Annotated in this window: 26 protein-coding genes; 6 read left to right on the forward strand and 20 right to left on the reverse strand. The window is 61.9% G+C overall.

The window, feature by feature from the left end; translation table 11 throughout:
- Positions 1-248 precede the first annotated feature (248 nt).
- The 15 genes from ACWFUC_RS20915 to phaC form a co-directional block, all read right to left on the reverse strand.
- Complete coding sequence (locus tag ACWFUC_RS20915; RefSeq protein ID WP_006463271.1) at positions 249-755, reverse strand: chemotaxis protein CheW; 507 nt, start codon at positions 753-755, stop codon at positions 249-251.
- 18 nt (positions 756-773) lie between these two features.
- Positions 774-2966, reverse strand: coding sequence for a chemotaxis protein CheA (gene cheA, locus ACWFUC_RS20920; RefSeq protein ID WP_489623175.1), 2193 nt, complete (start codon positions 2964-2966; stop codon positions 774-776).
- Positions 2967-3017: 51 nt separating this feature from the next.
- Positions 3018-3383, reverse strand: a complete 366-nt coding sequence (locus ACWFUC_RS20925) for a response regulator (protein ID WP_006463269.1) — start codon at positions 3381-3383, stop codon at positions 3018-3020.
- A 129-nt stretch (positions 3384-3512) separates the two neighbouring features.
- Positions 3513-4067, reverse strand: a complete 555-nt coding sequence (locus tag ACWFUC_RS20930; protein WP_039785309.1) for a hypothetical protein — start codon at positions 4065-4067, stop codon at positions 3513-3515.
- Between the two features lie 84 nt (positions 4068-4151).
- Positions 4152-5090 (reverse strand): flagellar motor protein MotB, encoded by a 939-nt coding sequence (motB, locus tag ACWFUC_RS20935; protein ID WP_039785307.1) that lies wholly within the window; start codon positions 5088-5090, stop codon positions 4152-4154.
- A gap of 79 nt (positions 5091-5169) precedes the next feature.
- On the reverse strand, positions 5170-6030 hold the full coding sequence (gene motA / locus ACWFUC_RS20940; RefSeq protein ID WP_088753345.1) for a flagellar motor stator protein MotA: 861 nt from the start codon (positions 6028-6030) through the stop codon (positions 5170-5172).
- A 189-nt stretch (positions 6031-6219) separates the two neighbouring features.
- Positions 6220-7014 carry a class I SAM-dependent methyltransferase gene (locus ACWFUC_RS20945; RefSeq protein WP_134136008.1) on the reverse strand — a complete coding sequence of 265 codons (795 nt, stop codon included), beginning with the start codon at positions 7012-7014 and terminating at the stop codon, positions 6220-6222.
- Positions 7015-7112: 98 nt separating this feature from the next.
- A complete protein-coding gene (gene flhC, locus ACWFUC_RS20950; protein WP_034334002.1) occupies positions 7113-7727 on the reverse strand; it encodes a flagellar transcriptional regulator FlhC in 615 nt (204 codons plus the stop codon).
- A gap of 177 nt (positions 7728-7904) precedes the next feature.
- The gene (gene flhD / locus ACWFUC_RS20955) at positions 7905-8222 is read right to left on the reverse strand and encodes a flagellar transcriptional regulator FlhD (protein ID WP_034334003.1); all 318 of its coding nucleotides are present in this window, start codon (positions 8220-8222) and stop codon (positions 7905-7907) included.
- Between the two features lie 672 nt (positions 8223-8894).
- Positions 8895-10091: a cystathionine beta-lyase gene (locus ACWFUC_RS20960; protein ID WP_489623176.1), complete on the reverse strand. Its 1197-nt coding sequence runs from the start codon at positions 10089-10091 to the stop codon at positions 8895-8897.
- Positions 10092-10285: 194 nt separating this feature from the next.
- Positions 10286-10696 carry a hypothetical protein gene (locus tag ACWFUC_RS20965; protein ID WP_489623177.1) on the reverse strand — a complete coding sequence of 137 codons (411 nt, stop codon included), beginning with the start codon at positions 10694-10696 and terminating at the stop codon, positions 10286-10288.
- Entirely contained in the window at positions 10696-12072 is a 1377-nt protein-coding gene (rimO, locus tag ACWFUC_RS20970) for a 30S ribosomal protein S12 methylthiotransferase RimO (RefSeq protein ID WP_489637317.1), read from the reverse strand. The genes ACWFUC_RS20965 and rimO overlap by 1 nt, the downstream gene beginning before the upstream one ends.
- A 194-nt stretch (positions 12073-12266) precedes the next feature.
- Positions 12267-12833, reverse strand: coding sequence for a polyhydroxyalkanoate synthesis repressor PhaR (phaR, locus tag ACWFUC_RS20975; protein WP_008329998.1), 567 nt, complete (start codon positions 12831-12833; stop codon positions 12267-12269).
- Between the two features lie 303 nt (positions 12834-13136).
- Complete coding sequence (locus ACWFUC_RS20980) at positions 13137-13877, reverse strand: 3-ketoacyl-ACP reductase (protein WP_121041937.1); 741 nt, start codon at positions 13875-13877, stop codon at positions 13137-13139.
- Positions 13878-14126: 249 nt separating this feature from the next.
- Positions 14127-15977: a class I poly(R)-hydroxyalkanoic acid synthase gene (gene phaC / locus ACWFUC_RS20985; RefSeq protein ID WP_489623178.1), complete on the reverse strand. Its 1851-nt coding sequence runs from the start codon at positions 15975-15977 to the stop codon at positions 14127-14129.
- 56 nt (positions 15978-16033) lie between these two features.
- On the opposite strand from phaC, the gene ACWFUC_RS20990 reads away from it, so the two are divergent.
- Positions 16034-16303, forward strand: a complete 270-nt coding sequence (locus tag ACWFUC_RS20990) for a hypothetical protein (protein ID WP_489623179.1) — start codon at positions 16034-16036, stop codon at positions 16301-16303.
- 155 nt (positions 16304-16458) lie between these two features.
- Here the strand turns inward: ACWFUC_RS20990 and ACWFUC_RS20995 are convergent, their stop codons facing one another.
- Together ACWFUC_RS20995 and ACWFUC_RS21000 are read right to left on the reverse strand one after the other, a co-directional pair.
- The gene (locus ACWFUC_RS20995) at positions 16459-16722 is read right to left on the reverse strand and encodes a hypothetical protein (RefSeq protein ID WP_489623180.1); all 264 of its coding nucleotides are present in this window, start codon (positions 16720-16722) and stop codon (positions 16459-16461) included.
- On the reverse strand, positions 16719-17504 hold the full coding sequence (locus ACWFUC_RS21000; RefSeq protein WP_276838370.1) for a sulfite exporter TauE/SafE family protein: 786 nt from the start codon (positions 17502-17504) through the stop codon (positions 16719-16721). Before ACWFUC_RS21000 ends, ACWFUC_RS20995 begins: the two co-directional genes overlap by 4 nt.
- Before the next feature lie 158 nt (positions 17505-17662).
- On the opposite strand from ACWFUC_RS21000, the gene ACWFUC_RS21005 reads away from it, so the two are divergent.
- Positions 17663-18556 (forward strand): LysR substrate-binding domain-containing protein, encoded by an 894-nt coding sequence (locus ACWFUC_RS21005; RefSeq protein WP_121041943.1) that lies wholly within the window; start codon positions 17663-17665, stop codon positions 18554-18556.
- Positions 18557-18595: 39 nt separating this feature from the next.
- Here the strand turns inward: ACWFUC_RS21005 and pgeF are convergent, their stop codons facing one another.
- Both pgeF and ACWFUC_RS21015 read right to left on the reverse strand, forming a co-directional pair.
- Positions 18596-19342 (reverse strand): peptidoglycan editing factor PgeF, encoded by a 747-nt coding sequence (gene pgeF / locus ACWFUC_RS21010; protein ID WP_489623181.1) that lies wholly within the window; start codon positions 19340-19342, stop codon positions 18596-18598.
- A gap of 12 nt (positions 19343-19354) precedes the next feature.
- On the reverse strand, positions 19355-20473 hold the full coding sequence (locus ACWFUC_RS21015) for an RluA family pseudouridine synthase (protein ID WP_039785279.1): 1119 nt from the start codon (positions 20471-20473) through the stop codon (positions 19355-19357).
- 112 nt (positions 20474-20585) lie between these two features.
- On the opposite strand from ACWFUC_RS21015, the gene ACWFUC_RS21020 reads away from it, so the two are divergent.
- Positions 20586-21386: an outer membrane protein assembly factor BamD gene (locus tag ACWFUC_RS21020; RefSeq protein ID WP_134222791.1), complete on the forward strand. Its 801-nt coding sequence runs from the start codon at positions 20586-20588 to the stop codon at positions 21384-21386.
- A 109-nt stretch (positions 21387-21495) separates the two neighbouring features.
- Here the strand turns inward: ACWFUC_RS21020 and yaaA are convergent, their stop codons facing one another.
- A complete protein-coding gene (gene yaaA / locus ACWFUC_RS21025) occupies positions 21496-22272 on the reverse strand; it encodes a peroxide stress protein YaaA (protein ID WP_121041951.1) in 777 nt (258 codons plus the stop codon).
- Positions 22273-22539: 267 nt separating this feature from the next.
- On the opposite strand from yaaA, the gene ACWFUC_RS21030 reads away from it, so the two are divergent.
- The 3 genes from ACWFUC_RS21030 (at position 22540) to ACWFUC_RS21040 (ending at position 25330) form a co-directional block, all read left to right on the forward strand.
- The gene (locus tag ACWFUC_RS21030) at positions 22540-24285 is read left to right on the forward strand and encodes a methyl-accepting chemotaxis protein (RefSeq protein ID WP_489623182.1); all 1746 of its coding nucleotides are present in this window, start codon (positions 22540-22542) and stop codon (positions 24283-24285) included.
- 227 nt (positions 24286-24512) lie between these two features.
- On the forward strand, positions 24513-24797 hold the full coding sequence (locus ACWFUC_RS21035) for a hypothetical protein (protein WP_489623183.1): 285 nt from the start codon (positions 24513-24515) through the stop codon (positions 24795-24797).
- Between the two features lie 11 nt (positions 24798-24808).
- Positions 24809-25330 carry a putative toxin-antitoxin system toxin component, PIN family gene (locus tag ACWFUC_RS21040; RefSeq protein ID WP_489623184.1) on the forward strand — a complete coding sequence of 174 codons (522 nt, stop codon included), beginning with the start codon at positions 24809-24811 and terminating at the stop codon, positions 25328-25330.

Below are 25330 nucleotides of genomic sequence, written 5' to 3' on the forward strand. Positions count from 1 at the left end.
GAAGAAACGTCCTGCCGGGAGGCAGGACGCGCGATTCCGGGCATGGCCGGCGCGCCTAAAGCTTCACAGGCGCTGAAAAGCACCCATAAAAAAGGCATCCACCACACGGCGGATGCCTTTTTCTCTTCTGTATCGGGCTATGATGCCCGCTTTTCCTGCGGTACCGAATGACGATGGACGCCAGATCCGGACTGCGTCTCCTCCGGATCCCGTACTGCCGGCCTGCAGAGCCTCAAAGACTCAAAGACTCAGGCAGCCAGCTTTTCGATCAGGCCCATTTCGGCGCTGGACATCAGCTTGTCGATGTCCACCAGGATCAGCATGCGCTGTTCCAGGGTACCCAAGCCGATCAGGTAGTCGGAGTCGAAGGTGGTGCCCATCTCCGGTGCCGGCTTGATCTGTTCCTGGGTCAGGGTGATGACGTCGGACACGCTGTCGACCACCATGCCCACGACGCGGCCGCCGATGTTCAGGATGATGACGACGGTGAACTGGTCATAGGTCGGCTCGCCGAGCTGGAACTTGATGCGCATGTCCACGATGGGGACGATGATGCCGCGCAGGTTCACGACGCCCTTGATGAAGTCGGGCGAATTGGCGATGCGGGTCACGGCTTCGTAGCCGCGGATTTCCTGAACCTTCAGAATATCGATGCCGTATTCTTCCTTGCCCAGGGTGAAGGCGAGAAATTCGTTTCCGTTGCTGTCGGTCTTTTCGCCGAAGCCGGAAAGATTCTTGGTTGCAGTGTCAGACATGTTGAGGCCCTTTAAAAATCAGGAAAATACAGATTCGTCATTCAATTGGCGGCTGGATCGCAGCAAGGCTGCCACATCGACAATCAGGGCAACGCCGCCGTCGCCCAGAATGGTAGCTCCGGAAATGCCGGCGACCTTTCGGTAGTTGGATTCCAGGTTCTTCACAACGATTTGCTGTTGTCCGATCAGGTCATCCACGAAAAGTGCCGCCTTTTTACCATCTGACTCCAAAATGACCACCAATCCTTGCGAAGGATCGGTAAATGAAGGCTCGATGTTGAAAATCTGATAAAGCGGGATCAGTGGCAGATATTCACCGCGCACACGCAGCACCTGGCCCTGACCGGAAATCTCTTTGATATCTTGCGGCAAAGGCTGCAAAGATTCAACCACATATCCTAGCGGCAATATGTAAACTTCTTCACCGATGCGAATCGACATGCCGTCCAGGATCGCCAGCGTCAGCGGCAGCGAGATCGAAATGGTGGTGCCGAAGCCCTTGCTGGAGCGGATATCCACCGCGCCACCCATGGCCAGGATGTTGCGCTTGACCACATCCATGCCCACGCCACGCCCGGAGACATCGGTCACCTGCTCGGCGGTGGAGAAGCCGGGCTCGAAAATCAGCTGCCACACTTCAGCATCGGTCAGGCTGTCGGTGACCGGCATGCCCTGCTGCTTGGCCTTGGCCAGGATCTTGTCGCGGTTCAGGCCGCCACCGTCGTCGGTGACTTCGATGATGATGTTGCCGCCCTGGTGCTCGGCCGACAAGGCCAGCACACCTGCCTCGCCCTTGCCCGCTGCGCGGCGCGCGTCAGGCAGTTCGATGCCGTGGTCGATGCTGTTGCGCACCAGGTGGGTAAGCGGATCGACGATACGCTCGATCAAGCCCTTGTCCAGCTCGGTGGCTGCGCCGTGGGTGACGAACTCGACCTGCTTGCCCAGCTTGTGCGCCAGATCGCGCACCATGCGCGGGAAGCGCGAGAAGACGTAATCCATCGGCATCATGCGGATCGACATCACCGATTCCTGCAGATCGCGGGTATTGCGGCTCAACTGGCTGACGCTGTTGAGCAGATGTTCGTGATGCATGGGATCGAGCTTGCCAACGCGCTGCTCGATCATGGCCTGGGTAATCACCAGTTCGCCGACCAGGTTGATGAGCTGATCGACCTTTTCGATGCTGACCCGGATCGACGACGATTCCTGTCCGCCGCCACCCTTGGCCGCTTTCTTTTCACCGCCGTGGTCACCCTGCAGATGGCCGTCGTCGTGATGGCCGTTGCCGTTACCGTTGCCATTGCCGTGACCGCCAGTGCCGGCGGTGCCATTCGCATGGGCGTCACCCTCGCTTTTCTTGGCGCTGATGTCCAGCGGCACGAAGGGAGCGAAGAAGCCGTAACCCTGCTCGCGTTCCTTGTCTTCGATGGCGGTGTGGTTGTCGAAGAAACCATAACCCTGGGCGCGTTCACGCTCTTCCTGGGTCACGAAATTGTCGAAGAAACCATAACCGCGCTCTTCGTCACTGCCCTGGGCAGGATCGACGGCCTGCGACACCTTCAGATCGGCCACGTTGACGATGAAGGCGCAGATGGCGACCACGTCATCGATCGGTTCGGCCGTATCAAGGATGAAGATCCACTTCCCCTCGGGTGACTTGGACTTCTCCAGCTTGCCCAACATGGCCAGCTCGTCGGCCAGGGCCTCGGCATCCTTGTCGCTGATTTCCGGCATGTCCAGCCGGTAGCGGCTAACGCCGCCGGGTCCGACCACGGCACCGGCGGGCGCCGCCGCGTCCGTCTTCGGCGCAGCCGAGGCACGCCGGCCCTGGGACAATTCCTCCAGCAGCATGCGGACATTGCCGACCGCGTCCTGATCCACCTCGGCACCATGCTTGTGCCCGTCCAGCATGGACTTGAGCACATCCTTGGCGGCCAGGAAGGCATCCACGTGTTCCGAGGTCAGCTTCATCTGGCCCTGGCGGATGCGATCCAGCAGCGACTCCAGAACGTGTGTGACTTCGGCAATATCGGTCAGGCCGAAGGTGGACGAACCACCCTTGATCGAATGTGCGGCACGAAACACCGCGTTGAGGTCCTCCGGATCGGGAGACGCCACATTGACGGCCAACAACAGCTTTTCCATTTCCGCGAGGCCTTCCTCGGCCTCGTCGAAAAAGACCTGGAAAAACTGGCTCATATCAATGCTCATGCCTGGGCTCCATGCTGGATGCAGTACGTATCTTCTTGTCCCGGCAAACGATCAGCCGATCACCTTGCGCACCACCTCGGTCAGGCGCTGCGGATCGAAGGGCTTGACCAGCCAGCCATTGGCACCGGCGGCCTTGCCCTTGGCCTTCATCTCGTCGCTGAACTCGGTGGTCAGCATCAGGATGGGCACACGTGCGTAACTGGTCAGCTCGCGCAGGGAGCGGATCAGCGTCAGGCCGTCCATGCGCGGCATGTTCTGGTCGGTCAGGACCAGGTCGAAGGTATGCGTCTTGGCCTTTTCCAGCGCGTCCACCCCGTCGACCGCCTCGGTCACGTTGTAACCCGCAGCTTTCAGACTGAATACCACCATCTGACGCAGTGACCCGGAATCATCTACTGCGAGAATCGTTTTGGACATCGTTACTCCCTGTTTCTTCAATAAGGCTCATGCGCGTATGCATTATGCCGCACCCTTGGCCACCGACCTAACGCCCAGCCAAGGCCGGAATGACCTAGTTCAATCTTGTACCACTCAGCCAGCCACCGATCAGAACAGCTCGATGTCGCCACTTTCCATGCGGGTCTGGCGCACTGCTTTCCAGAGCCCGGTATCGAGCATGTTGAGGCGCTCTTCAATCGCCTGCACCGTGCTGGCCAGCAATTCCTTGACCTCTTCGTCGGTCTGGCCCTGCTCGGGGACGATCTCGAAGCTGTTCGCACTCAGGACCCCCAGCGCTTCACGCAGGCCGATCACGCGGCGCACGATGCGTTCCAGCAGCTGGCTGGTCATGTCCTGGAACTGCAAGCCGGTCACGGCCGCGTTGACGTAGTGGCTGACTTCGCCCTGGGTGGCCTTGAGCTGATCGATGCTCGCGCTGTCGAACTGACCGCTGCCGTTCATCAGGCCTTCCAGGATGGATTGCTGTATCTGTACCGCGCGATGCAGCTCCATGAAACTGTTGCCCAGCTTGCCGATGGCTTCGCCCAGCAGGATGTTGGTCTGGACCAGGTCCGACTCCACTTCCGTCAATTGGCGGCTGCCGCCGCTGGCAGTATCGAGCAACAAGCGCTTGAGCTCCTGCAGCATGGTCTTGGTCGGCATATCCGGCTCTCTTCCCCTGTTCAATTGGAACACTTCTGCTTCATTGGCAAACCGCGCGCACCCGCGCCGGCGTGGCATCTGTTATCAGTTCTTGGCCGGCGCACTCAGCCCTTGCTGCACATCTTCATCGCTGGCATCGGTGGGGACGTTCAACGAGCCGCTATCCTTTTCCACCAGTTCTTCCGCCTTCTTGTTCATGACGATGATGCTGATGCGGCGGTTGATCGGGTTGAACGGATCTTCCTTGTCCAGCAGCACCGCCGAGGACAAGCCCACCACCCGCAGCACCTTCGATTCGTCCATGCCGCCGGTAATGAGTTCGCGGCGCGAAGCATTGGCGCGGTCAGCCGACAGTTCCCAGTTGCTGTAGCCCTTCTCGCCGCGCGAATAAGGCGTGGCATCGGTGTGGCCGGACAGGCTGATCTTGTTGGGCACGTCGTTCAATGTGCGGCCGATCTCATGCAGGATCTCCTTGGTATAGGGCTGCAGTTGCGCACTGGCCAGGGCAAACATGGGACGGTTCTTCTCGTCCACGATCTGGATGCGCAGGCCTTCCGAGGTGATGTCGATCAACAGCTGGTTCTTGAACTGCTTCAAGGTAGGATTGGAATCGATGGCCTTTTCCAGGCGCGACTTCAGTTCTTCCAGCCGGGTGCGCTCGGCGCGTTCCAGCTCCTGCTGTGCCTGTTTCAGGTTCTGCTTGCGCGAGACCACATCGTTCTCGCCCTTGCGCAGCTGGCCGTCCTGGCGGGTCAGATCCTTGCCGCCGCCGGGCAGCACCGTGTTGGCATCACCACTGCCGGAACCGCCGGCCATGGCCACCTTCAGCGGCGTCTTGAAGTATTCGGCGATCCCGTTCAGGTCGCCCTTGGCGGTCGATCCCAGCAGCCACATCAGCAGGAAGAAGGCCATCATCGCGGTCACGAAGTCGGCGTACGCAATCTTCCAGGCGCCACCATGGTGACCCCCGCCGCCTTTCTTGATCCGCTTGACGATAATGGGACGTAGACCTTCGTCGGCCATGCCTGTGCTCCTGCTTCAATACTGATGTCTGTGTGAATCGCCCTGCCTGCCGGCCTCCCCTGGCCGGCCTGCCGACCGCTTACTTGCCCTTGGCCTGCTTGACGTGCTCTTCCAGTTCGAGGAAGGTCGGACGTTCGGTCGAGAACAGGACCTTGCGGCCGAATTCGATCGACAGTGCCGGCGCATAGCCATTCAGGCTCGCCAGCAACGTCACCTTCACGCACTGGTAGATCTTGGTCGATTCGTGCAGCTTCTGTTCCAGCAAGCTGGAGAGCGGGCCCACGAAACCGTAGGCCAGCAGAATACCGAGGAAGGTACCGACCAGCGCGTGCGCGATCAGCATGCCCAGCTCGGAGGGAGGGATACCCACCGACTCCATGGTGTGCACCACGCCCATCACCGCCGCCACGATACCGAAGGCCGGCATGCCGTCGCCCAGCTTGGCGATGCAGTGCACCGGAATCTCGCCCTCGTGATGGTGGGTCTCGATTTCGTTGTCCATCAGGTTTTCGATCTGGAACGCATCCATGTTGCCCGACACCATCAGGCGCAGGTAATCGGTCATGAACTCGATCAGGTGATGGTCCGCCAGCACGCCAGGGTACTTGCTGAAGATGGGGCTGCTTTCCGGCTCTTCGATGTCGCCTTCGATCGACATCAAACCCTCTTTACGGGATTTGGTGAGGATCTCGAAGAGTAGCGCCATCAGTTCCATGTACAGCGCCTTGGTGTAGGTGCTGCCCTTGAAGACCGTCGGCAAAGCCTTCATGGTGGCCTTGATGGCCTTGTTGTTGTTACCGACCAGGAAAGCGCCCAGCGCGGCGCCGCCGATCATGAGCAGTTCGAGTGGCTGGAACAGTGCCCCCAGGTGGCCGCCCGACAGGGCAAAGCCGCCGAAGACGGACCCCATGACCACGATATATCCAATGATGACTAGCAAGTGCCTACTCCCGTCCCTGTGGCGTTGAGTGTATTTTCACGTTCGTCAGATTACAGGTATTCCAGTCAAGCAAATGGGGGAATACATATCCGAAAAACGCCCTTCCTTTTCGATTTACGGCTGAATTGGCGCAAACTTGATACGTCGCGTCTCGCAGCCCCTGTAAAGGGTCTCTTTACCTGTGTCGCCTCACATGCGCCATCCGTGCAGCACCCTGCCCCCGTGCTCCGGTTCGACCACCACATCCGGAGTGGTACCGGGGATATGAAATTCGTAGCTCAGAAGCAGTGTCCCCGGCTTCATCTCAGCGCGCGCCTTGTGCCACAGCGCCTCCATCGCCGCCGGTGACAGATAGGCAAACACCACGTCATAGTCACCAAAATCCAGCAGCAGGTAGTCGCCGCGCACGAAGCGGCAGCGATTGCCCGCCAGTGCCGCCCGCAGCCGGCTCACCAGCCACGGCAAGGGCGCAATCTCGATGCCGGTGAATTCACTCTCGGGCCGGCGGCGCGACAGGTCCAGGACGGCACCGCCCAGGCCACTGCCGATATCCATGAAACGGATCGGCCGCCCCTCGGGCAAGAGACCCGCCACGGCATCCCAGGCACTCTGCCCGGAAGGGTAGAACGGCACCTGACTGCGAAAGGTCGACCAGAACAGCACCAGCATGAACAGGAACACCGCCAGGAACACCCACGACGGCAGGTGCAACTGACCCACGCCCAACGCCGCCAGCGGGAACACCAGCAGGATCAGCCACCACCACGCGGCCATGCGGCGCAGTCGTGCCAGAAGCGCAGCGATCACGCCATGCAGCAGGGAAGTCTGGAGGGGGGAAAGAGGAGCGAGACCGGCGCGCTGGAACAGCACGTCCAGCACGTTGGCACCAATCAGGCCCAGCACGAACAGCAGCAAGGCCTGGATGGCCGGCGCCTGCCACAGGGGCCTGCGCCCGGCACCGGGGTGATTCTCAGGTTCGGACATCGAGGCAATCGGCCTTATTCTTTTTTGGTTGAACACCCTGGCCCATTACCACCCTGCTGCTCGCCAGCAGCAAGGCATCGGTACATCCCTGTTCCGGCTCAGGCCACGGCGGCCAGCACCGGCTCGGTGCCCAGGGGCGCGGAAGCAGCAACAGGCATGGCGCCTTCGACCAGCCCCATGATGACCGCATCCTTGGCCTTCTTGGTCTTGCCGGCGCGCGAGGGCATGTGGCACAGGCCGCACAGGTAGTCCTGATGCAGGTCCAGGCGATGCACCACGAAGTGGCCGTGGCACTTGCAGCAGGGCGTGGTCATGAGCATCTTGCTTTCGAAGAAGCGCACCAGCGTCCAGGCACGGGTCAGCGACAGCACCGGCTCGCCGGCATCGTTGTAGCCGACCTGCTCCAGGTAGAGCTTGTAGGCCTTCATGACGGCCTCGATGCCACTGATGCGGGCATGCTCGATCAGGTAGCGGTGAATGTTGATGAACAGCGAAGAATGGATATTGGGCTGCCAGGTGATGAACCAGTCCGTCGAGAACGGCAGCATGCCCTTGGGCGGCGAGACACCCTTCAATTCCTTGTACAGCTTCAGCAGTCGCTCGCGCGACAGCGAGGTTTCCGATTCCAGCAACTGGAGGCGTGCCCCCAGATTGATCAGTTCAATGGCCAACTGAATTTCCTGCGCCTCTGTCACAACGCTCTTTTTAGCCATGGTGCAACCCCCCGGTGATTTCGTAATAAAACTGCCTGACCCCAATTCGCCGGCCCCGGGCGGGCGAACTTTCAGGCATGAATGCAAGACCGAAACTGAATAACTCTGTAGAACGTCTTCCCCTCCGGCGCGTTGACTGTCTCTGGCCGCGCCGGCCATGCTTTTTGTCTTGTTGTTTTACGAAATTTGCTCGCCGGGCTGGCAGGCCATCAGGATGGCTGCGTGTGACTGCGCCAGGCTCTTGTCCTTGTTGTAGTTGGTCAGCATGCCGAGGATGGCGCCGTCGTCGAAACGGAAACGGGTCAACATCATGTTGGTCGCCGCCAGCTTCATGATCTGCACGTTGGACAAGCCTTCGATCAGATCGGCGATCTCGGCGCTGATACCCAGACGGAAGATTGCGGTCGGTTTGTCCGAACGGATCATTTGCTGCGCCAGCATGAGATAGCTCAGGTTGGCATCGCGGATCTCCGCCATCATGTCGTTGGTATTCATTTGCACCCCACCTCGGTAAGTACTTCCTACGGCTCACGCGGCTGAACGCTGCATCGAGCTGCTTACAATCGCTTACATTTACTTGACTGCAAGCCAATTCTGAGGGGGGCAGGACAGGCGGGAAATTAGACTTGGTCGGTATTTTTAGACGGAGAGAAGCCCGAGCATCTTGTAGGTTTCCGTCTTACACGACTGCGGGATATTGGTGAAGATTTCCATTCTGGCAGCCAAAGAGCGAGGAGGCTCGTGACTTTGCGCGCCAATCAGGAATTTCCTGATCAAAAGGTTTCCTGGTTGAAATGACAAAAGAAAATTGTCTTCCAGGCAACAAAATAAGTTGTAAATATTCGATGCCAAACGCCGTCTTGTTGCTTGGGGACGACTAGCTCATCCAGTTTTTTGGGCAGTTCACTGTAGATGGCTTCAGCAAGAACACCCAGAAAACTTGCATATATTTACCCGCTTTGATGATTTTTGCGCAACGTCAAAGACCGTCGAGAAGCCACCGTATCGAGAATTGCTACCATTTTATGACGCTGCCAAGTGCGGCAAAACGATAAACAGATGCAGCATTTACCTTTATTCAATTTCTTTTGTGCAAACTGAACCTTGTCGGCCATCAGACGCGCCCTGCCCCGCTGCCGACACCGGCAGCCGAGCAGGGCTGGCCACTCAGAGCTTGCTCAAGGCCTGCTCGATATCGGCAATGAGATCGGCGGGGGCTTCCAGCCCGATGTTGAAGCGCACCAGCACGCCTTCTCGCTGCCACTGGTGGCGCATGCCGCGCATACGGTAGGGCACGCAGAGGCTGTGGGCACCGCCCCAGCTGTAGCCGATCTTGAAGAGCTGCAGGCTGTCGACGAAGCGGTCAGTCTGCTCTTCGCTGTAACGGGAATCGAAGATCACCGAGAACAGACCGCCCGCCCCTGTGAAGTCGCGCTTCCAGTGGGCGTGTCCTGGGCAATCTTCAAAGGCCGGGTGCAGCACCGCCACGATTTCCGGGCGTTGCTTGAGCCAGGCCGCGACCTTGCGCGCGGCCGCATCGTGGGCCTCGAAACGCAGGCGCATCGAGGACAGGCTGCGCAGGACCAGGTAGACGTCGTCCATGCCCACGCCGAAGCCCAGGCGCATGTGGGCCAGTTCCAGTTTCTCGTTGAGGGCCTGGTCGCGCACGATGACCGCGCCCATGAGGACATCCGAGCCGCCGGACTGGTACTTGGTGACCGCTTGCATGACGATGTCCACGCCGTGCTCGAAGGCCTTGAAGGCGATGCCGGCCGCCCAGGTATTGTCGATGGCCACCAGCACGCCCTTTTCATGCGCGGCACGGCACAGGGCCGGGATGTCAGGCACTTCCATCGAGACCGAACCGGGTGCTTCGGTCCACACCAGGCGTGTATTGGGCTGGATCAACTCGGCCAGGCCGGCGCCGACCATGGGGTCGTAGAAGCGTGCGGTGATCCCGAAATCACGCTCTAGCCACTGCCCCAGGTCCTTGCTGGGGCCGTAGACGTTATCCGGCAGCAGCACGTCATCTCCCGTTTTCAGGAAGGCGAAGTTGACCATCGCGATGGCCGCCAGGCCGCTGGGGGTGACACGGCAATAGGTGCCGCCCTCGATCTCGGCCAGCCGCGCTTCCAGCACGAAGCTGGTCGGGGTGCCGTGCAGGCCGTAGGTATAGCCCAGCTTTTCGCGCCAGTCGCGCGAACGCATGGCGGCCACGTTGGGGAACAGCACGGTGGAAGCGTGATGGATGCCGACCGGGAAGGCTTCAAAGCCGTCCGGAGCGCGGTAGCTGCTGTGGACCAGGGCGGTCTGGGGATCAAGCGGAAGAGAAGATGCGGGGGACGTAGCGTTGGAATCGGACACGGGTCTGCCTCTGGAAACGATCGCGCCCCAGGAACGGGGCGCAAAGGTCTCACTATACGCGCAGCTTGTTCACATCGAAAGCAACAGAAGCGGCCGGAAAAGCCCGAGAAATGGCGGGCATGGCAGAACAGCGTGAACACAGCTTCATATCGCCCGTACAGCGCCGCAGTCTGGCCTTCGCTGCCGGGCAAGCGTCAGGGCAACTGCAAGGCGAAGGGCTTGCTGATGCTGCCATCGGCGCTGGACCAGGTCCCGGTAATGGACTGGCCCTGGCGGTGCCCTTCCCATTGACCGGACACATCCTTGCCGTTGACCGATTCCTCCATCAGCAGGTCATCGCCATCGACCTCTCCGGCCACCAGAATCTCGGGCGAACCGCCAAAGAAGAAATAGCGCCCTTCCAGGCCATCTTCGTTCTTCTTGGGCTGCAGCGAGAGCTGGATGTCGCGCCCGTCGATCTGGCCGCGCAGCACAAGGGCGTGCGTCATCAGGGTCTGCTGCAGCGAACCTTCAGGCGCATTGGCAGCGGGGCCGGATGCTGCGGCCCGCGCCGGCATGAGTCCGCTGGCACTGCACAGCACCAGCGCCATCAGGAGCGCTCGCATCACTCAGCTGCGCCCCACAGGTCGTGGGCGTCGGCGGCGGTGATGCGCACGTCGACGAACTGGCCCACTTCCAGCTTGCGGTGCGGTTCGAAAGGCGGTTTCACATAGACCACGCCGTCGATCTCGGGCGCATCCGAATAGGTACGGCCGGTACCGCCATTGCGGTCCACTTCATCGATGAGCACGCGCAGGGTCTTGCCGACCTTGGCTTGCAGGCGCTTCTTGGAAATCTCTTCCTGCAGCTGCATGACACGGCCACGGCGTTCTTCGCGCACTTCTTCCGGCACCGGGTTGGCGATGTCGTTGGCGGTCGCGCCTTCCACCGGGGAATAGGCAAAACAGCCCAGACGATCGATCTCGGCTTCCTTCAAGAAGTCCAGCAGGTACTCGAATTCGGCCTCGGTCTCGCCGGGGAAGCCGGCGATGAAGGTGGAGCGGATCGTGATGTCCGGGCACAGGGCACGCCAGGCCTGGATGCGCTCGATGTTCTTCTCGCCATTGGCGGGGCGCTTCATGCGCTTGAGCACGTCCGGGTGGGCATGCTGCAGCGGCACGTCCAGGTAGGGCAGGATCTTGCCTTCGGCCATCAGCGGGATGATCTGGTCCACGTGCGGGTACGGATATACATAGTGCAGGCGCACCCAGGCGCCGTACTGCTGGGCCAATTCGCCCAGGGCACCGACCAGTTGGGTCATGTGGGTCTTGATCGGCTTGCCGTTCCAGAAACCGGTACGGAACTTCACATCCACGCCATAGGCGCTGGTGTCCTGGGAGATCACCAGCAATTCCTTCACACCGGCCTTGAAGAGGTTCTCGGCTTCCAGCATGACATCGGCGATGGGACGCGAGACCAGGTCGCCGCGCATGGAGGGGATGATGCAGAAGCTGCAGCGATGGTTGCAGCCTTCCGAAATCTTCAGATAGGCAAAATGCTTGGGGGTCAGCTTGACGCCCTGCGGCGGCACCAGGTCGATGAAGGGCGCATGCGGCTTGGGCAGGTGCTTGTGCACGGCCTGCATGACTTCGCCCACGGCGTGGGGGCCGGTGACTTCGAGGACCTTGGGGTGGATCTTCTGGATGATGTCGTCGCCGTCGGCATCCTTCTTGGCACCCAGGCAGCCGGTGACGATGACCTTGCCGTTTTCGTTCAGGGCTTCGCCGATGGCGCCCAGCGACTCCTGCACGGCGGCGTCGATGAAGCCGCAGGTATTGACGATCACCAGGTCGGCACCGTCATAGGACTTGGCGGTATCGTAGCCTTCGGCACGCAGCTGGGTCAGGATCTGTTCGGAATCGACCAGTGCCTTGGGGCAGCCGAGGGAGACGAAGCCGACCTTGGGCAGGGCCGGGGTGGCGGGAGAAGACGGGTTGGACATGGCAGAAGGCTCAGTGAGACGGGCCGCAAACGGCCGAAAATACGGGAAACAGCGAAAAATGCTTTAAAAATCAGGGCGCTATTGTACATCGTCCGCCCGATTGCGCCCGATTTTGGCTGGTCCGGACGGGCGGCGACGCCACAAAAGCAAAACGGCCCGCGCGGGGCCGTTTGCTGAAGGGGCCGGGAGGCCGCCTACTTCTTCTGATCCGGCGGCGTGCCGGGCGCGCCAAAGGGGAAGGTGCCGAACATGTTCTTGGTCTGGCTCTGCATCTGCTCCTGCATCTGGATGAACAGGTTCTTGCTCTGTTCGATGTAGTTGCTCATCATGCCCTGCATCATCGGACCTTGCACGTTCATGAACTGGGTCCACATCTCGGGGCTGAAGGGCTTGCCTTCGTAGAAGCCCTTGGAATTTTCGGCCAGCTTGTTCTGGATGTCGATGAAGGTCTGGATGTTCTTTTCCAGGTAGTTGCCCATCATGCCCTGCATGGCATGGCCGTAGTAGCGGATGATCTGCGACAGCGCGCCACTGGAGAACATCGGCACACCGTGCGACTCTTCTTCCAGAATGATCTGCAGCAGGATGCTGCGGGTCAGGTCATCGCCGCTCTTGGCGTCGACCACGGTGAATTCCTCATTGTCCAGCACCAGTTGCTTGACGTCGGTCAGCGTGATGTAGGAACTGGTCTGGGTATCGTAAAGACGGCGGTTGGGGTATTTCTTGATCAAGCGATCTGCCGAATTTTTTGCAGTAGTCATCTGAAGTCCAGTCTCTCTCTCATTGCAGCCGTCTTGCCGGCCTTGGTTTGCAGCGGTGCGGGAGGCTTCGATGCAGTCCTCACCCGCGGGCGTCCGGGACATTGCGCTGTCCTCTCCTTGCTTCTTCACTCTTCTGCCGTCTGCCGCCTGCGTTTTGCAGGGCAGCAACGCAAGCCATTATAGGGGTGAAGAGCGGCAAAAGGGGAGCTCTGACGTGCCAGACTGACAAAATCCCAGCCTGCGGCACACGTAAAAACGGCCACGCTTGCGGCACTGCCGCGTGCGTGGCCGTCGAGGACGGCATCAGCCCATGTACAGGCCGCCGTTGAGCGAGAAGTCCGAACCGGTGGCGTAACCGCCTTCAGCCGAAGCGATCCAGGCGACGATGGAGGCGATTTCCTCCGGCTCGCCCAGGCGCTTGACGGGGATGCCGGAGACGATCTTCTCCAGCACTTCCGGGCGGATCGCGCGCACCATGTCGGTACCGATGTAGCCCGGCGAGACGGTGTTGACGGTCACGCCCTTGGTCGCCACTTCCTGCGCCAGCGCCATGGTGAAGCCGTGGATGCCGGCCTTGGCGGTGGAGTAGTTGGTCTGGCCGAACTGCCCCTTCTGGCCGTTGACCGAGGAGATGTTGATGATGCGGCCGAAACCACGCTCGCACATGCCCTCGATGACCTGCTTGGTCACGTTGAACAGCGAGTTCAGGTTGGTGTCGATGACGGCGTCCCAGTCACCCTTGCTCATCTTGCGGAACTGGCCGTCGCGGGTGATGCCGGCGTTGTTGACCAGCACGTCCACTTCGCCGATCTCGGCGCGCACCTTCTCGAAGGCGGCCTTGGTGGACTCCCAGTCCGAGACGTTGCCTTCGGATGCGTGGATGTCATAGCCGTGGGCGCGCATGGTCGCCAGCCAGGTGTCCTTGCGGGTGGAATTGGGGCCGCAGCCGGCCACCACGGTGTAGCCGTCCTTGCACAGACGGGTGCAGATGGCGGTTCCGATGCCGCCCATGCCGCCGGTCACATATGCGATACGCTTGCTCATTATGTTGCCTCCTATAGGGATGGTGATTTATTGGGGTAAGCCCTGCCCCCCCTCTTTCGCGTCTGCTGTGCGCCGCATTGGTGGAAGTCCTTCCTGCGAAGAAGGCTCCTTTGTCTTGTCAGGCCCGGCAACGCCGCGGATGCGCTGCTGGCCGTCTCTCTCTGTCGGCGGGCCCGTCAGGGTCCCCGCCCTCTTTTCATCAATGCCGCCGGCTTCTGTGGTCTTTCCTGGCCGGCTGGCAGATTCACGTCAGCCCACCAGCTGGTCAGCCTTGGCCTTCACATAGCGGCCCGGCGCCGGTTCGATGGCCTTGTAGCGCGTCGACCCCGGCGCCTTGGGTGCGGCCACCTTGCGCCCGCCCTGCTTGGCCAGGAACGTCGCCCACTCGCCCCACCAGCTGCCGGGATGCTCGGTCGCGCCAGCAATCCAGGCATCGGCATCGCTGCCGGCCTTGGACTTGTCGTTGACCCAGTAATTGCGCTTGTTCTTGGACGCCGGATTGATGACGCCGGCAATGTGGCCCGAGGCGCCCAACACGAAGCGGTTGTTGCTGCGCTTGCCGGCATTGATCAGGTCCAGCGAGGCGTAGGCCGATTTCCAGGGCACGATGTGGTCATCGCGCGAGGCGTAGATGAAGGCCGGCGCGCTGATCTTGCGCAGGTCGATCTTCTCGCCGCCGACCGTCAGGCGGCCCGGCTCCTTGAGCGCATTTTCCAGGTACATGTGCCGCAGGTAGTAGCAGAACATCGGACCCGGCAGGTTGGTGCTGTCGGCATTCCAGTACAGCAGGTCGAAGGCGCTGGGCTTCTCGCCCTTCAGGTAATTCGATTCGACGTAGTTCCACAGCAGGTCGTTGGGACGCAGGCTGGAGAAGGCGCTGGCGAAATCGCGCCCGGCCATCAGGCCGCGCTTGCCAATCATCTGCTCACGCAGGGCCAGCTGCATGTCGTCGATGTAGACATCGATGGCACCGGTATCGGAAAAATCGAGGAAGGTCGTCAGCAAGGTGAGGCTGGCGACCGGGTCTTCACCACGCGCAGCCAGCAGCGCCAGCGCGCAGGACAGGATGGTGCCGCCCACGCAAAAGCCGAGGGCATTGATCTGCGGTTGCTTGCTGATCTCCTGGACGATGTGGATGGCGCGCACCACGGCGTCGTCCACGTAGTTTTCCCAGGTGGCGGTCTCGACGGCGGCATCGGCATTGCGCCAGGAAATCAGGAACACCGTGTGACCCTGCTCTACCGTATAGCGCACCAGCGAATTCTGCGGCTGCAGGTCGAGGATGTAGAACTTGTTGATGCAGGGCGGGACGATCAGCAGCGGTACCGCGTGCACGGTCTTGGTCAACGGCGCGTACTGGATCAGCTGGAACAGTTCGTTCTCGAAGATCACCGAACCGGCGCTGGCCCCGACGTCGCGACCCACTTCGAACGCGGTCTCATCGGTCTGCGAGATATGGCCCTTCTGCAGGTCGGCCAGCAACTGGGCGATGCCTTGCGTCAGGCTCTCGCCGCGCGTTTCCAGGATCTTTTGCTGGGCCACCGGGTTGGTGGCGAGGAAGTTCGCAGGCGACATCGCATCGATCATCTGCTGCACCGCAAAACGCAGTTTGTGGCGCACCTTCTCGGTGCCCTTGACCGCATCGGCGAGCGCCAGCAGGAAGCGCGAATTCAATTGGTAGGCTGCCGCCTGGAACGCGAAGTAAGGATGTTCCTGCCAGGCCGGCGCGGAAAGACGGCGATCAGTGATGGCGGGCGTCTTCGCAGCCAGCACGGATTGCCACAGCTCGCCGAATTCGCGGGTGTAGTCCTGCTGCAGGCGGACCAGATCGGCAGGATCGAGCGTCGCGCCGTGCTCGCCGAGCTGCTTGAGCAGAACCGTTGGATCGATCTGTCCCGCACCGGGCGGCATGGCGCCGCCGGGGAAGCCCGGCATCTGCGGCATCCCCGCCATCGCGGGCATGGGCGGCAAATGCGACTTGAACTGCTCGAACTGGGATTGGAATTGGGACTGCAGCGAGGTCCAGAACTTCGGATCGGACATCTGTGCCAGCAACGCGGATACATCGGGAGAAGGTTGCTGCGGATTCTGCTTGTTCATGCTCGGATCTGCAATTTTCGCGTATCGTTACGGTTTGTCTCGACGCGCATTTCACCATGGTCATCGTCGCTATCGCATGGCTCTACGTCGTCTTCATGATGTCGATCACCGAACAGTCGGCGGTCGCTGGCGTCGCCACTTTCCTGCTGTACGGGATAATTCCCCTGACCATCGTTTTATACCTGATGGGTACGCCGCAACGCAAGCGGAATCGTCAAAAGATGAAGAAATTGACAGCTGAGCGCAAGGAAGAAATCAAAGATGACAGTTCCGTTAAACGCGAGTCTATCATCAAGGACGAGGCGCCGCGCGATCCCGCTGCATGAGCCGGCGCACATCCAGGGTCTCTTCCAAAAACTTAGAAAACGGGATCATCGCGCACCATCATCGTGAGTCCGCAGCCCGCGCAGCGTGCCGGTTTGCGCACTGCATCATGCCGGGGGAGCGTTCAGCAAAACTCAGCAAAACGTCCACCATCCCCTCAGTGCCGCGCCACTCGTCGCAGGGCAATCTGGCGATAGCGGGGTTTCAGTACGGCAAGCATGTCGCGCAAGACGGTCGATCCGCGCCAGGGGGGCGAGACATAGGCCATCCGTAACTTCAGCCCGCCACTGTCACGTAACTCACAATCAAGCATGGCGATCATGCTGCCATCGAGCCAGGCATAGACATGGACCTCGTTGGCCTGGCGTTGCTTGGGGCCTTCGATCTGCCAGCCGCAGGGATGGAGGGGGCCGAGGCTCATCGCGCTGCTCCCGTCAGATCGACCAGATGCCAGGCCAGGTGCACTCCCAGCAGCAGCAAGCCGATGAAGAAGCAGCGACGGAAGGTAGCGGGACGCACCCAGGTCCGCACGCGGGTACCGATGGCCATGCCCAACAAGGCTGGCACCAGCACGATCAGCGAGGCCCAGCCTACGCCTGCACTGAAGGCTCCGCCCTGCCCGAGGTTGACGGCCAGGGCCAGCGTGGAGACCGTAAAGGACAAGCCCAGCGCCTGAATCAACTGGTCACGCGGCAAACCCAGCGCCTGCAAATAGGGCACGACCGGAATCACGAACACGCCGGTGGCCGCCGTGACCAAGCCGGTGGCCAGACCGATCACGGGCGACCACCAGCGTTCCCGCTGCGGCAGCACCGTGGGCGTCCACGCCGCCAGACCGGCCAGCGCGTAAAGCATCAGTGCTACGCCCAGCACCACGATGGCATGCCGCCCACCATCGCCGCGCATGAAGCCGGCACCGGCCAGCGTGCCGGTCACTACGCCGGCGAGCAGCGTCCACAGGCGTTTTGCCAGCATCAGGAACGCGCCCCCGGTGGCCAGCTGCCAGCCATTGGTGACCATCGACGGCAGGATCAGCAAGGCCGCCGCTTGTACCGGCGGCATCACCAGGCTCAGCAATCCGACCGCCACCGTCGGCAAGCCCAGACCGATCACGCCCTTGACGAAACCGGCCAGCAGGAATACCGCCAGGCTCATGGCAAGCATGGTGGCATTCATGTCGACGAGGGAAAGCAGGCTGGGCATGACAGGAAAATGGCCGGGAATGGCAGGCAGCGGAAGATCAGGGATTCCAGTCTGCCAGTCCTCGCCCGCGCTGGAAATGTGGAATACACTTAGCCAGCCTTCGGCCTGGCCGAAGGCACAATATCTCGCGACCACTCCTTTCCGGACCCCGTACGCCGATGAGCCATCGCTTCGAACTCTCCGACCTGCGTCTTTTCCTGCACATCGTGGAAAGCGGCAGCATCACTGGCGGGGCCGAACGCGCCCACATGGCGCTGGCCTCGGCCAGCGCGCGCATCCGCAACATGGAAGATGCTCTGGGCACCGCCTTGCTGGAGCGCGGCCGGCGCGGCGTCCAGACCACCGATGCCGGCCGCGCGCTGGCCCACCACGCGCGCATGATGGCGCAGCAGATGGAACAATTGCGCGATGAACTGGGCCAGTATGCGCAAGGCTTGAAAGGCCATATCCGCCTGCTGTGCAATACCTCGGCCATGACCGAGTTCCTGCCGGAGGTGCTGGCGCGCTTCCTCGCGCGCCATCCGCACACCGATATCGAACTGGAAGAAAAACTGAGCTATGAAGTGGTGCAAGCGGTGGTCGATGGGGTGGCCGATGTCGGCATCATCGCCGACTCCACGGATAGCGGGCCGCTGCAGACCTATCCCTTCCGCCAGGATCATCTGGTGGCGGTGCTATCGAAGAAGCATGCGCTGGCACGCCGCAAGTCGCTGGCCTTCAGCGAATTGCTGGGAGAGGATTTCGTCGGGCTGTCGGGCGACAGCGCCCTGCAGCAGCATCTCTCCGGCCACGCCACGCGTGCCGGGCGGCGTCTGCAATACCGCGTGCGGCTGCGCAGCTTCGACGGCATTTGCCGGATGGTGGAGCATCAGGTCGGCGTGGCCGTGATTCCGGCGACGGCGGCCCAGGACTGCGCGGCACACATGGACATTCGCGCCATCCCGCTCACCGATGGCTGGAGCCGCCGCCAGCTGCTCATCTGCGTGCGCGGATTGGAGGGCTTGCCGGGACCTACGCGCGAACTGATCCATGCCTTGCAGCGCCACCCGTGAGGCATCAAGAAAAATGGCGGCTCCGCAGAGCCGCCATCGTCATTTGAGCCAGACCAACGAGCCCATGCGCCCGGTCGTCTTGTCACGCCGATAGGAATAGAAACGCGGATCGCTCACGGTACACAGACCGCCACCGCTGACATCATGCACATCCATGCTGGCCAGCCGCTGGCGGGCCAGCTGATAGATGTCGGCCAGGTACTTGCCGGGACGGCCCGGATAAGCGCGGAAGGCATGTTGCGCTGCTGCCTGCTGCGCAATGAAGGCCTCGCGCACTTCGGCACCGACCTCGAACTGTTCCGGCCCGATGGCCGGCCCCAGCCAGGCGATGATGTCCTGCGCGCCGCGCGCGCGCATGGCGGCCACGGTGGCTTCGAGCACGCCGCCGGCCAGTCCGCGCCAACCCGCATGGGCCGCGCCGACCACCGTGCCGGCGCGGTCGCAGAACAGCACCGGCAGGCAATCGGCCGTCATCATCACGCACACCGCGCCGGGCGTGCTGCTGATGCAGGCATCTGCCGTGGGCTGATCGGGCAATGCGGCGGCGTCCAGTACGGCGACGCCATGCACCTGCGTCAGCCAGGCCGGTTCGGACGGCAACAAACGGCGCAGCAGCGCACGATTGCGCGCTGCCAGCGCCGGGTCATCGTCAACATGCGTGCCCAGGTTCAGGCCGCCCCCGCCCTGCCCGTCGCCATACGGCGCGGGACTGAAGCCCCCTGCACGCAGCGTGGTCAGGGCACCGATGTTGGCAGGCGCAGCCCAGTCGGGGATCAGCAATTCCATGGACGGGCTCGCTCAATAGTCGTCATCGTCTTCGTCATAGTCGCCCAGGACCGGATCGGCTTCCTCGCTCATCTCGGGGATCACCGCCAGGGCCGGATCGATGTTGGCGCTCTTGAGCAGGGCTTCGATATCCGCCGGCAAGGGCGCGGCCCACTGGCGGAACTTGCCCGAGGTCGGATGCACCAGGCCCAGGCGCCCGGCCAGCAGGGCCTGGCGCGGGAAGACCGAGGCCAGGTGCTGCTTGCCATAGAGCGCATCGCCCACCAGCGCGAAACCCAGCGACTGCAGGTGCACGCGGATCTGGTGGGTACGGCCGGTTTCCAGGCGGCAATGCACCAGGCTGACCGGCTTGCGGTCGATCTCGCCGGTGGCCAGGCGCCGGTAATGGGTCACCGCCGGCTTGGCGCGCATGCTTTGCGACACGGCCATCTTGATGCGGTCGCGCGGATGGCGTGCCATCGGCGCGTTGATGGTGCCGGAGAGCTGCGGCAGCCCCCACACCAGGGCCAGATACTGGCGCTTCATGCTGCGTGCCTGCAACTGGCGCACCAGGTCGGTCTGCGCGGCCAGGGTCTTGGCCACCACCATCAGGCCGCTGGTTTCCTTGTCCAGCCGGTGCACGATGCCGGCGCGCGGCACGTTGGCCAGGCCCGGGCAATGATGCAGCAGGCCGTTGAGCAGCGTGCCGCTCCAGTTGCCGGCCGCCGGATGCACCACCAGGCCGGCAGGCTTGTTGAGGATGATGATGGACTTGTCCTCGTGCAGGATGTCCAGCGCCATGGCTTCAGGGGCATAGGGCTGGTCGGCCGGCACCGATTGCGGTGCCACCTCCACCAGCTCGTCGCCCAGCATGGTCATCTTGCCCTTGGCGGGCGCGCCGTCGACGGTGACGTGGCCGTCTTCGATCCATTGCTGGATGCGGCTGCGCGAGAATTCGGGCATGAGGCCGGACAGAACCTTGTCCAGCCGCTGGCCGATGACCTCGTCATCCAGGCGGAAACTCAGGGGCTCCAGGCCGGAGACGCTTTCGTCGCCGGCTTGCTCGCCGTCATCGAAATCGTCCTCCAGCGGGAGGTCGGTCTTTACAGGCTCATCGCCATTTGTAATCGGAAGGGGTTTCTTACGTGACATCAGCTATAATCGCCGGATCGGGTTGATTGTATTTCGGGTATCGATGCAGCCGGCTCGGGTAGGCGCTCAGCGCCATGCACAACTGATAGTCCCAGACAAGCACACAAGAGTCATGCACAAAATCTTATTGAAGTTCTTCATCATCGGTTTTGCCCTCTCGCTCACCGCCTGCGGCCTCTTGCCGGAACAAAAAGACGAGACGGTCGGCTGGTCTGCCTCGAAATTATACTCGGAAGCCAAGGATGAACTGAATGCCGGCGGCTACGACAAGGCCATCAAGTATTTCGAGAAGCTGGAATCGCGCTACCCGTTCGGCACCTACGCCCAGCAGGCGCAGATGGACATCGCCTACGCCTACTACCGCCAGAACGAGCAGGCACAAGGCCTGGCTGCGGTGGACCGGTTCATCAAGCTGCACCCGAACCACCCCAATGTAGACTACATGTATTACCTGCGTGGCCTGATCAACTTCAATGATCGCACCAGCATCTTCGACACCTTCACCGACCAGGACAATACCGAGCGCGATCCCAAGGCCATGCGTGACGCCTTCGATTCGTTCAAGCTGCTGGCCGAACGTTTCCCGGAAAGCAAGTACACCCCGGACGCCATTGCCCGCATGAAATACCTGGTCAATGCCATGTCCCAGTACGACGTCCACGTGGCCAACTACTACTTCCGCCGTGGTGCCTACGTGTCGGCCGCCAACCGTGCGCAGGCAGCCATCAAGCAGTATCCGGACTCCCCGGCCAATGAAGAGGCGCTGTTCATCCTGATGCGCTCCTACGAAGCCCTGGGCCAGACCAAGCTGAAGGAAGATACCGAACGCATCATCCAGGCCACCTACCCCAACAGCCCCTGGTACAACGGCGGCCCCAAGCAGAAGGCCAAGCCGTGGTGGAAGGTCTGGTAATCCGGGCAGCCTCAGCGACAAGCTCCAATAAAAAACCCTCGCCATGCAGATGGCGAGGGTTTTTTATTGGCCAAGGCAGGCAGCCTGCCTGCTTTCTGCCACAGCGCGCTCAGCCTTCCAGCTTGCGGCGGAACACCCAGCTGCTCTCGCTGGAGGCTTCCGGCGCGAAGGCATAGCCTTCGACGTCGAAGGCCTTCAGCTTTTCCGGCTGGCTGATGTTCTTCTCGGCGGCATAGCGCGCCATCAGGCCGCGCGCCCGCTTGGCGTAGAAGGAAATGATCTTGTACTTGCCGCCCTTCCAGTCCTCGAACACGGGCGAGATCACCTGCGCCTTGAGCAGCTTGGGCTTGACCACCTTGAAGTATTCCTCCGAAGCCAGGTTCACCAGCACCGGCGTCTTCTGTGCCGCCAGTTCGTCATTGAGCGCTTCGGTAATCTCGTTGCCCCAGAAGGCATAGAGATCCTTGCCGCCCGGATTGGCCAGCTTGGTGCCCATCTCCAGGCGATACGGCTGCATCAGGTCCAGCGGACGCAGCATGCCGTACAGGCCCGACAGGATGCGCACGTGGTTCTGCAGGTAGTCGAGCTGCTTGGCCTTGAGCGAGCCCGCATCCAGCCCCTCGTAGACATCGCCGTTGAAGGCCAGCACCGCCTGTTTGGCGTTCTTGGTGGTGAATTTGCGCGACCAACTGGCATAGCGGTTCACGTTGAGCACCGACAACTGGTCGGAGATGCCCATGAGGCTGCCGATCTCGGCCGGCGACTTGGTCTTGAGGACCTCGATCAGTTCCGCCGAGCGCGGCACGAAGGCCGGTGTGGTGTGGAGGTCGGTGGTGGGCGGCGTGTCGTAGTCCAGCGATTTGGCGGGAGACAAAACAATCAGCATGAGGCGTTCATCCAATGATCAGGTTGGGACAAGGTGGCCGCCATCATACCCAAAGCGCGGCACTTGCGTGCGGTAGCGTGGTTTGGAGCCGATATGAAAATTTGGACAACAAAACCCCGGCTATTGGGGCTTTGATCCCTGGCACCCGGCTCCTACACTGAAGCATTGGACGTAAATGGCAATCCGCCTCTGCCCGCCATCCATCGCCCGAGCCCCCGCCTGCATTGCCGCGCCGCATCCCATCTGATCCCACACCAAGGAAACGCCATGAACTGGTTCTACGATCTGCGCATCGCCCGCAAGCTGCTCCTGACCTTCGCCACCATCCTGCTGCTGACCGGCGTGCTGGGGGTGTTTTCCATCGTGCAACTCTCGCGCGTCAACGATGCGTCCACCGAGATTGCGACCAATTCCCTGCCCAGCGTGCGCTATCCGCTGGAAGCCAAGGTGGCACTGGCCCGCATTCGCACCGTGCAACTGCAGCACCTGCTGCCCGGCAACGAGGCCAACGTGGAAGCCAATGAAAAGATCATCGGCGACATGCTGGCCGGGCTCAACAAGGCGCTCGACAAGTACGAGCCACTGGTCAACATGCCCGACGAACGTACCTATTTCACGGCCATCAAGAGCGATCTGGCAGTCTTCACCAAACAGCATCAGGAGCTGGCCAAACTGGTCCGCGGGCAACAGACCGATGCCGCACGCGAGCTGCTGATGAAACAGATCACGCCGGTCTACCTGCGCTTGTTCGAGAACATGGACAAGGCCGTGGCCATCAATATCGACGCCAGCGAGAAGACGGACCACGATGCCCAGGTCCGCTATGAAAATTCCCGCCTGCTGATCGGCGTACTGCTGGCCGCCTGCATCGGCTTGGGCCTGCTGTTGGCGACCTGGGTGGCCCGGATCGTCTCGCGCCCCTTGCAGGAAGCCATGCACGTGGCCGAGCGGGTGGCCGAAGGCGACCTGACGGTACATATCCAGCCTGCCGGACGTGACGAAACCGGCCGCCTGATGGGCTCGCTGAAGGCCATGAACGACAGCCTGCTGCGTATCGTGACGCAGGTTCGTGAAGGAACGGACACCATCAATACCGCCTCCCGCGAAATCGCCAGCGGCAATCTCGACCTCTCCAGCCGTACCGAGCAGCAAGCAAGCTCTCTGGAGGAAACCGCCTCGGCCATGGAAGAGATCACCTCCACCGTCAAGCAGAATGCCGATAATGCCCGCCAGGCCAACCAGCTGGCGCATTCGGCTTCCGATGTGGCGACCCAGGGCGGCAGCGTGGTGTCGCAGGTAGTCGATACCATGGGGGCGATCAATGCTTCGTCGCGCAAGATCGTGGACATCATCAGCGTCATCGACGGCATTGCCTTCCAGACCAACATTCTCGCGCTGAACGCCGCCGTGGAAGCGGCCCGCGCGGGCGAACAGGGCCGCGGATTCGCGGTCGTGGCCTCCGAGGTGCGCTCGCTGGCGCAGCGCTCGGCGGCCGCCGCCAAGGAGATCAAGACCCTCATCGATGATTCCGTGGCCAAGGTCGATACCGGCAGCCGCCTGGTGGAGCAAGCCGGCAGCACCATGACCGAAGTGGTCGCCAGCGTGCGCCGCGTCACCGACGTCGTCAGCGAGATCACCGCCGCCAGTTCCGAGCAAAGCAATGGCATCGAGCAGGTCAACCTGGCCATCACCCAGATGGATGAGGTGACCCAGCAGAACGCCGCGCTGGTGGAACAGGCCGCCGCAGCGGCCGGCTCGCTGCAGGAGCAGGCGGGCAGGCTGTCGGAACTGGTGAGCGTGTTCAAGCTGGAGCGCGCCCATGCCGCCGCGCAGGCGGCCCCGGTGGCTGCGCGGTCTGCTGCACTGTCGCCCAAACCGCAGCCCCGGCCGCAACCCAAGCCGGCCGTCCGCACAGCCGCAGCGGCACCGGCACTGCCAGCCGCCCCTGCACCCAAGGCCGGCAAGGCGGCCAAGGCCCCGTCCGCGGAGGAGGGGGACTGGGAACAATTCTGAGCCGGCCGGGGGATGGAGGCCTGTTCAAGTTGGACAGCGGACTTGCCGTTAATCAACAAGACTGGCAGCATGCAAGCTGTCAGGAGCGCACTGTTGCAGTCAACCGGTGCTCTTGCAGGGGCAGTCTGTCGGCACTTTGCCGGCATTTCGCTGTCCATGGTGAACAAGCAAGACGAATTGCACAGGCTGCCCGCCTGATCCCGCCGGCCATCGGCAAGGAGGACATCATGAAACGCGACAAAGCCCTCATGGGCGAAATCCTGAAGCAACTGGCATCCTTCGGTACCCTCTACGGCGACGTGGAAAAGATCCAGAGTGCCCTGCCCGGCCAGGTGGCCCCGGAGGTGATCCTGCATCATCTGCGCCTGCTCTATGATCGCGGCCTGGCGGCGGTCGACATGCACAATTTCTGGCGCGTCACCGATCAGGGGTATGATGCGCTCGAAGCCGGTGGCGAGCTCTTCGGCAAGCAGGAAGCGCCGCCACCCGGACAACGTGGCATCGACAACTAGTTTTCAATTCAATGAGCATCCAGGCAACACCTTCTCTCTCCCCTGCACCGTCCTTTTCCTCCGGCACACCCGCTGACGTCCCCGCCGGACGTCAGCGGGTGGTGTTGGACACCAATGTCTGCCTCGACCTGTTCGTCTTCCGCGATCCGCGCTGGGCGGCGCTGCAGTCCGCGCTGGAACAAGGGACCGTGGAGGCCTACACCCGCGAGGATTGCCGCAGCGAGTGGCTGGCCGTGCTGGATTATCCGCATCTGCCGGTCACTGCCGAGACCAAACCCGCAATCTGCGCTGAATTCGACCGCCTGCTGCGGTGTCTGCCGCTGGCCCAGGTCAACACCTTCGGCCTGCCCATCTGCACCGATCGCGACGACCAGAAATTCCTCGAACTGGCGCTGCAATGCCAGGCCCACGTGCTGGTGAGCAAGGACAAGGCCGTCCTGAAGCTCGGCAAGCGCACCGTCAAGCGCGGCCTGTTTGCCATCGTACCGCCCCAGCTCTGGCGTGCCGACGCCTTCCTTGATGCGGCCACCTGA

This window comes from Herbaspirillum sp. Her4, assembly GCF_057961335.1.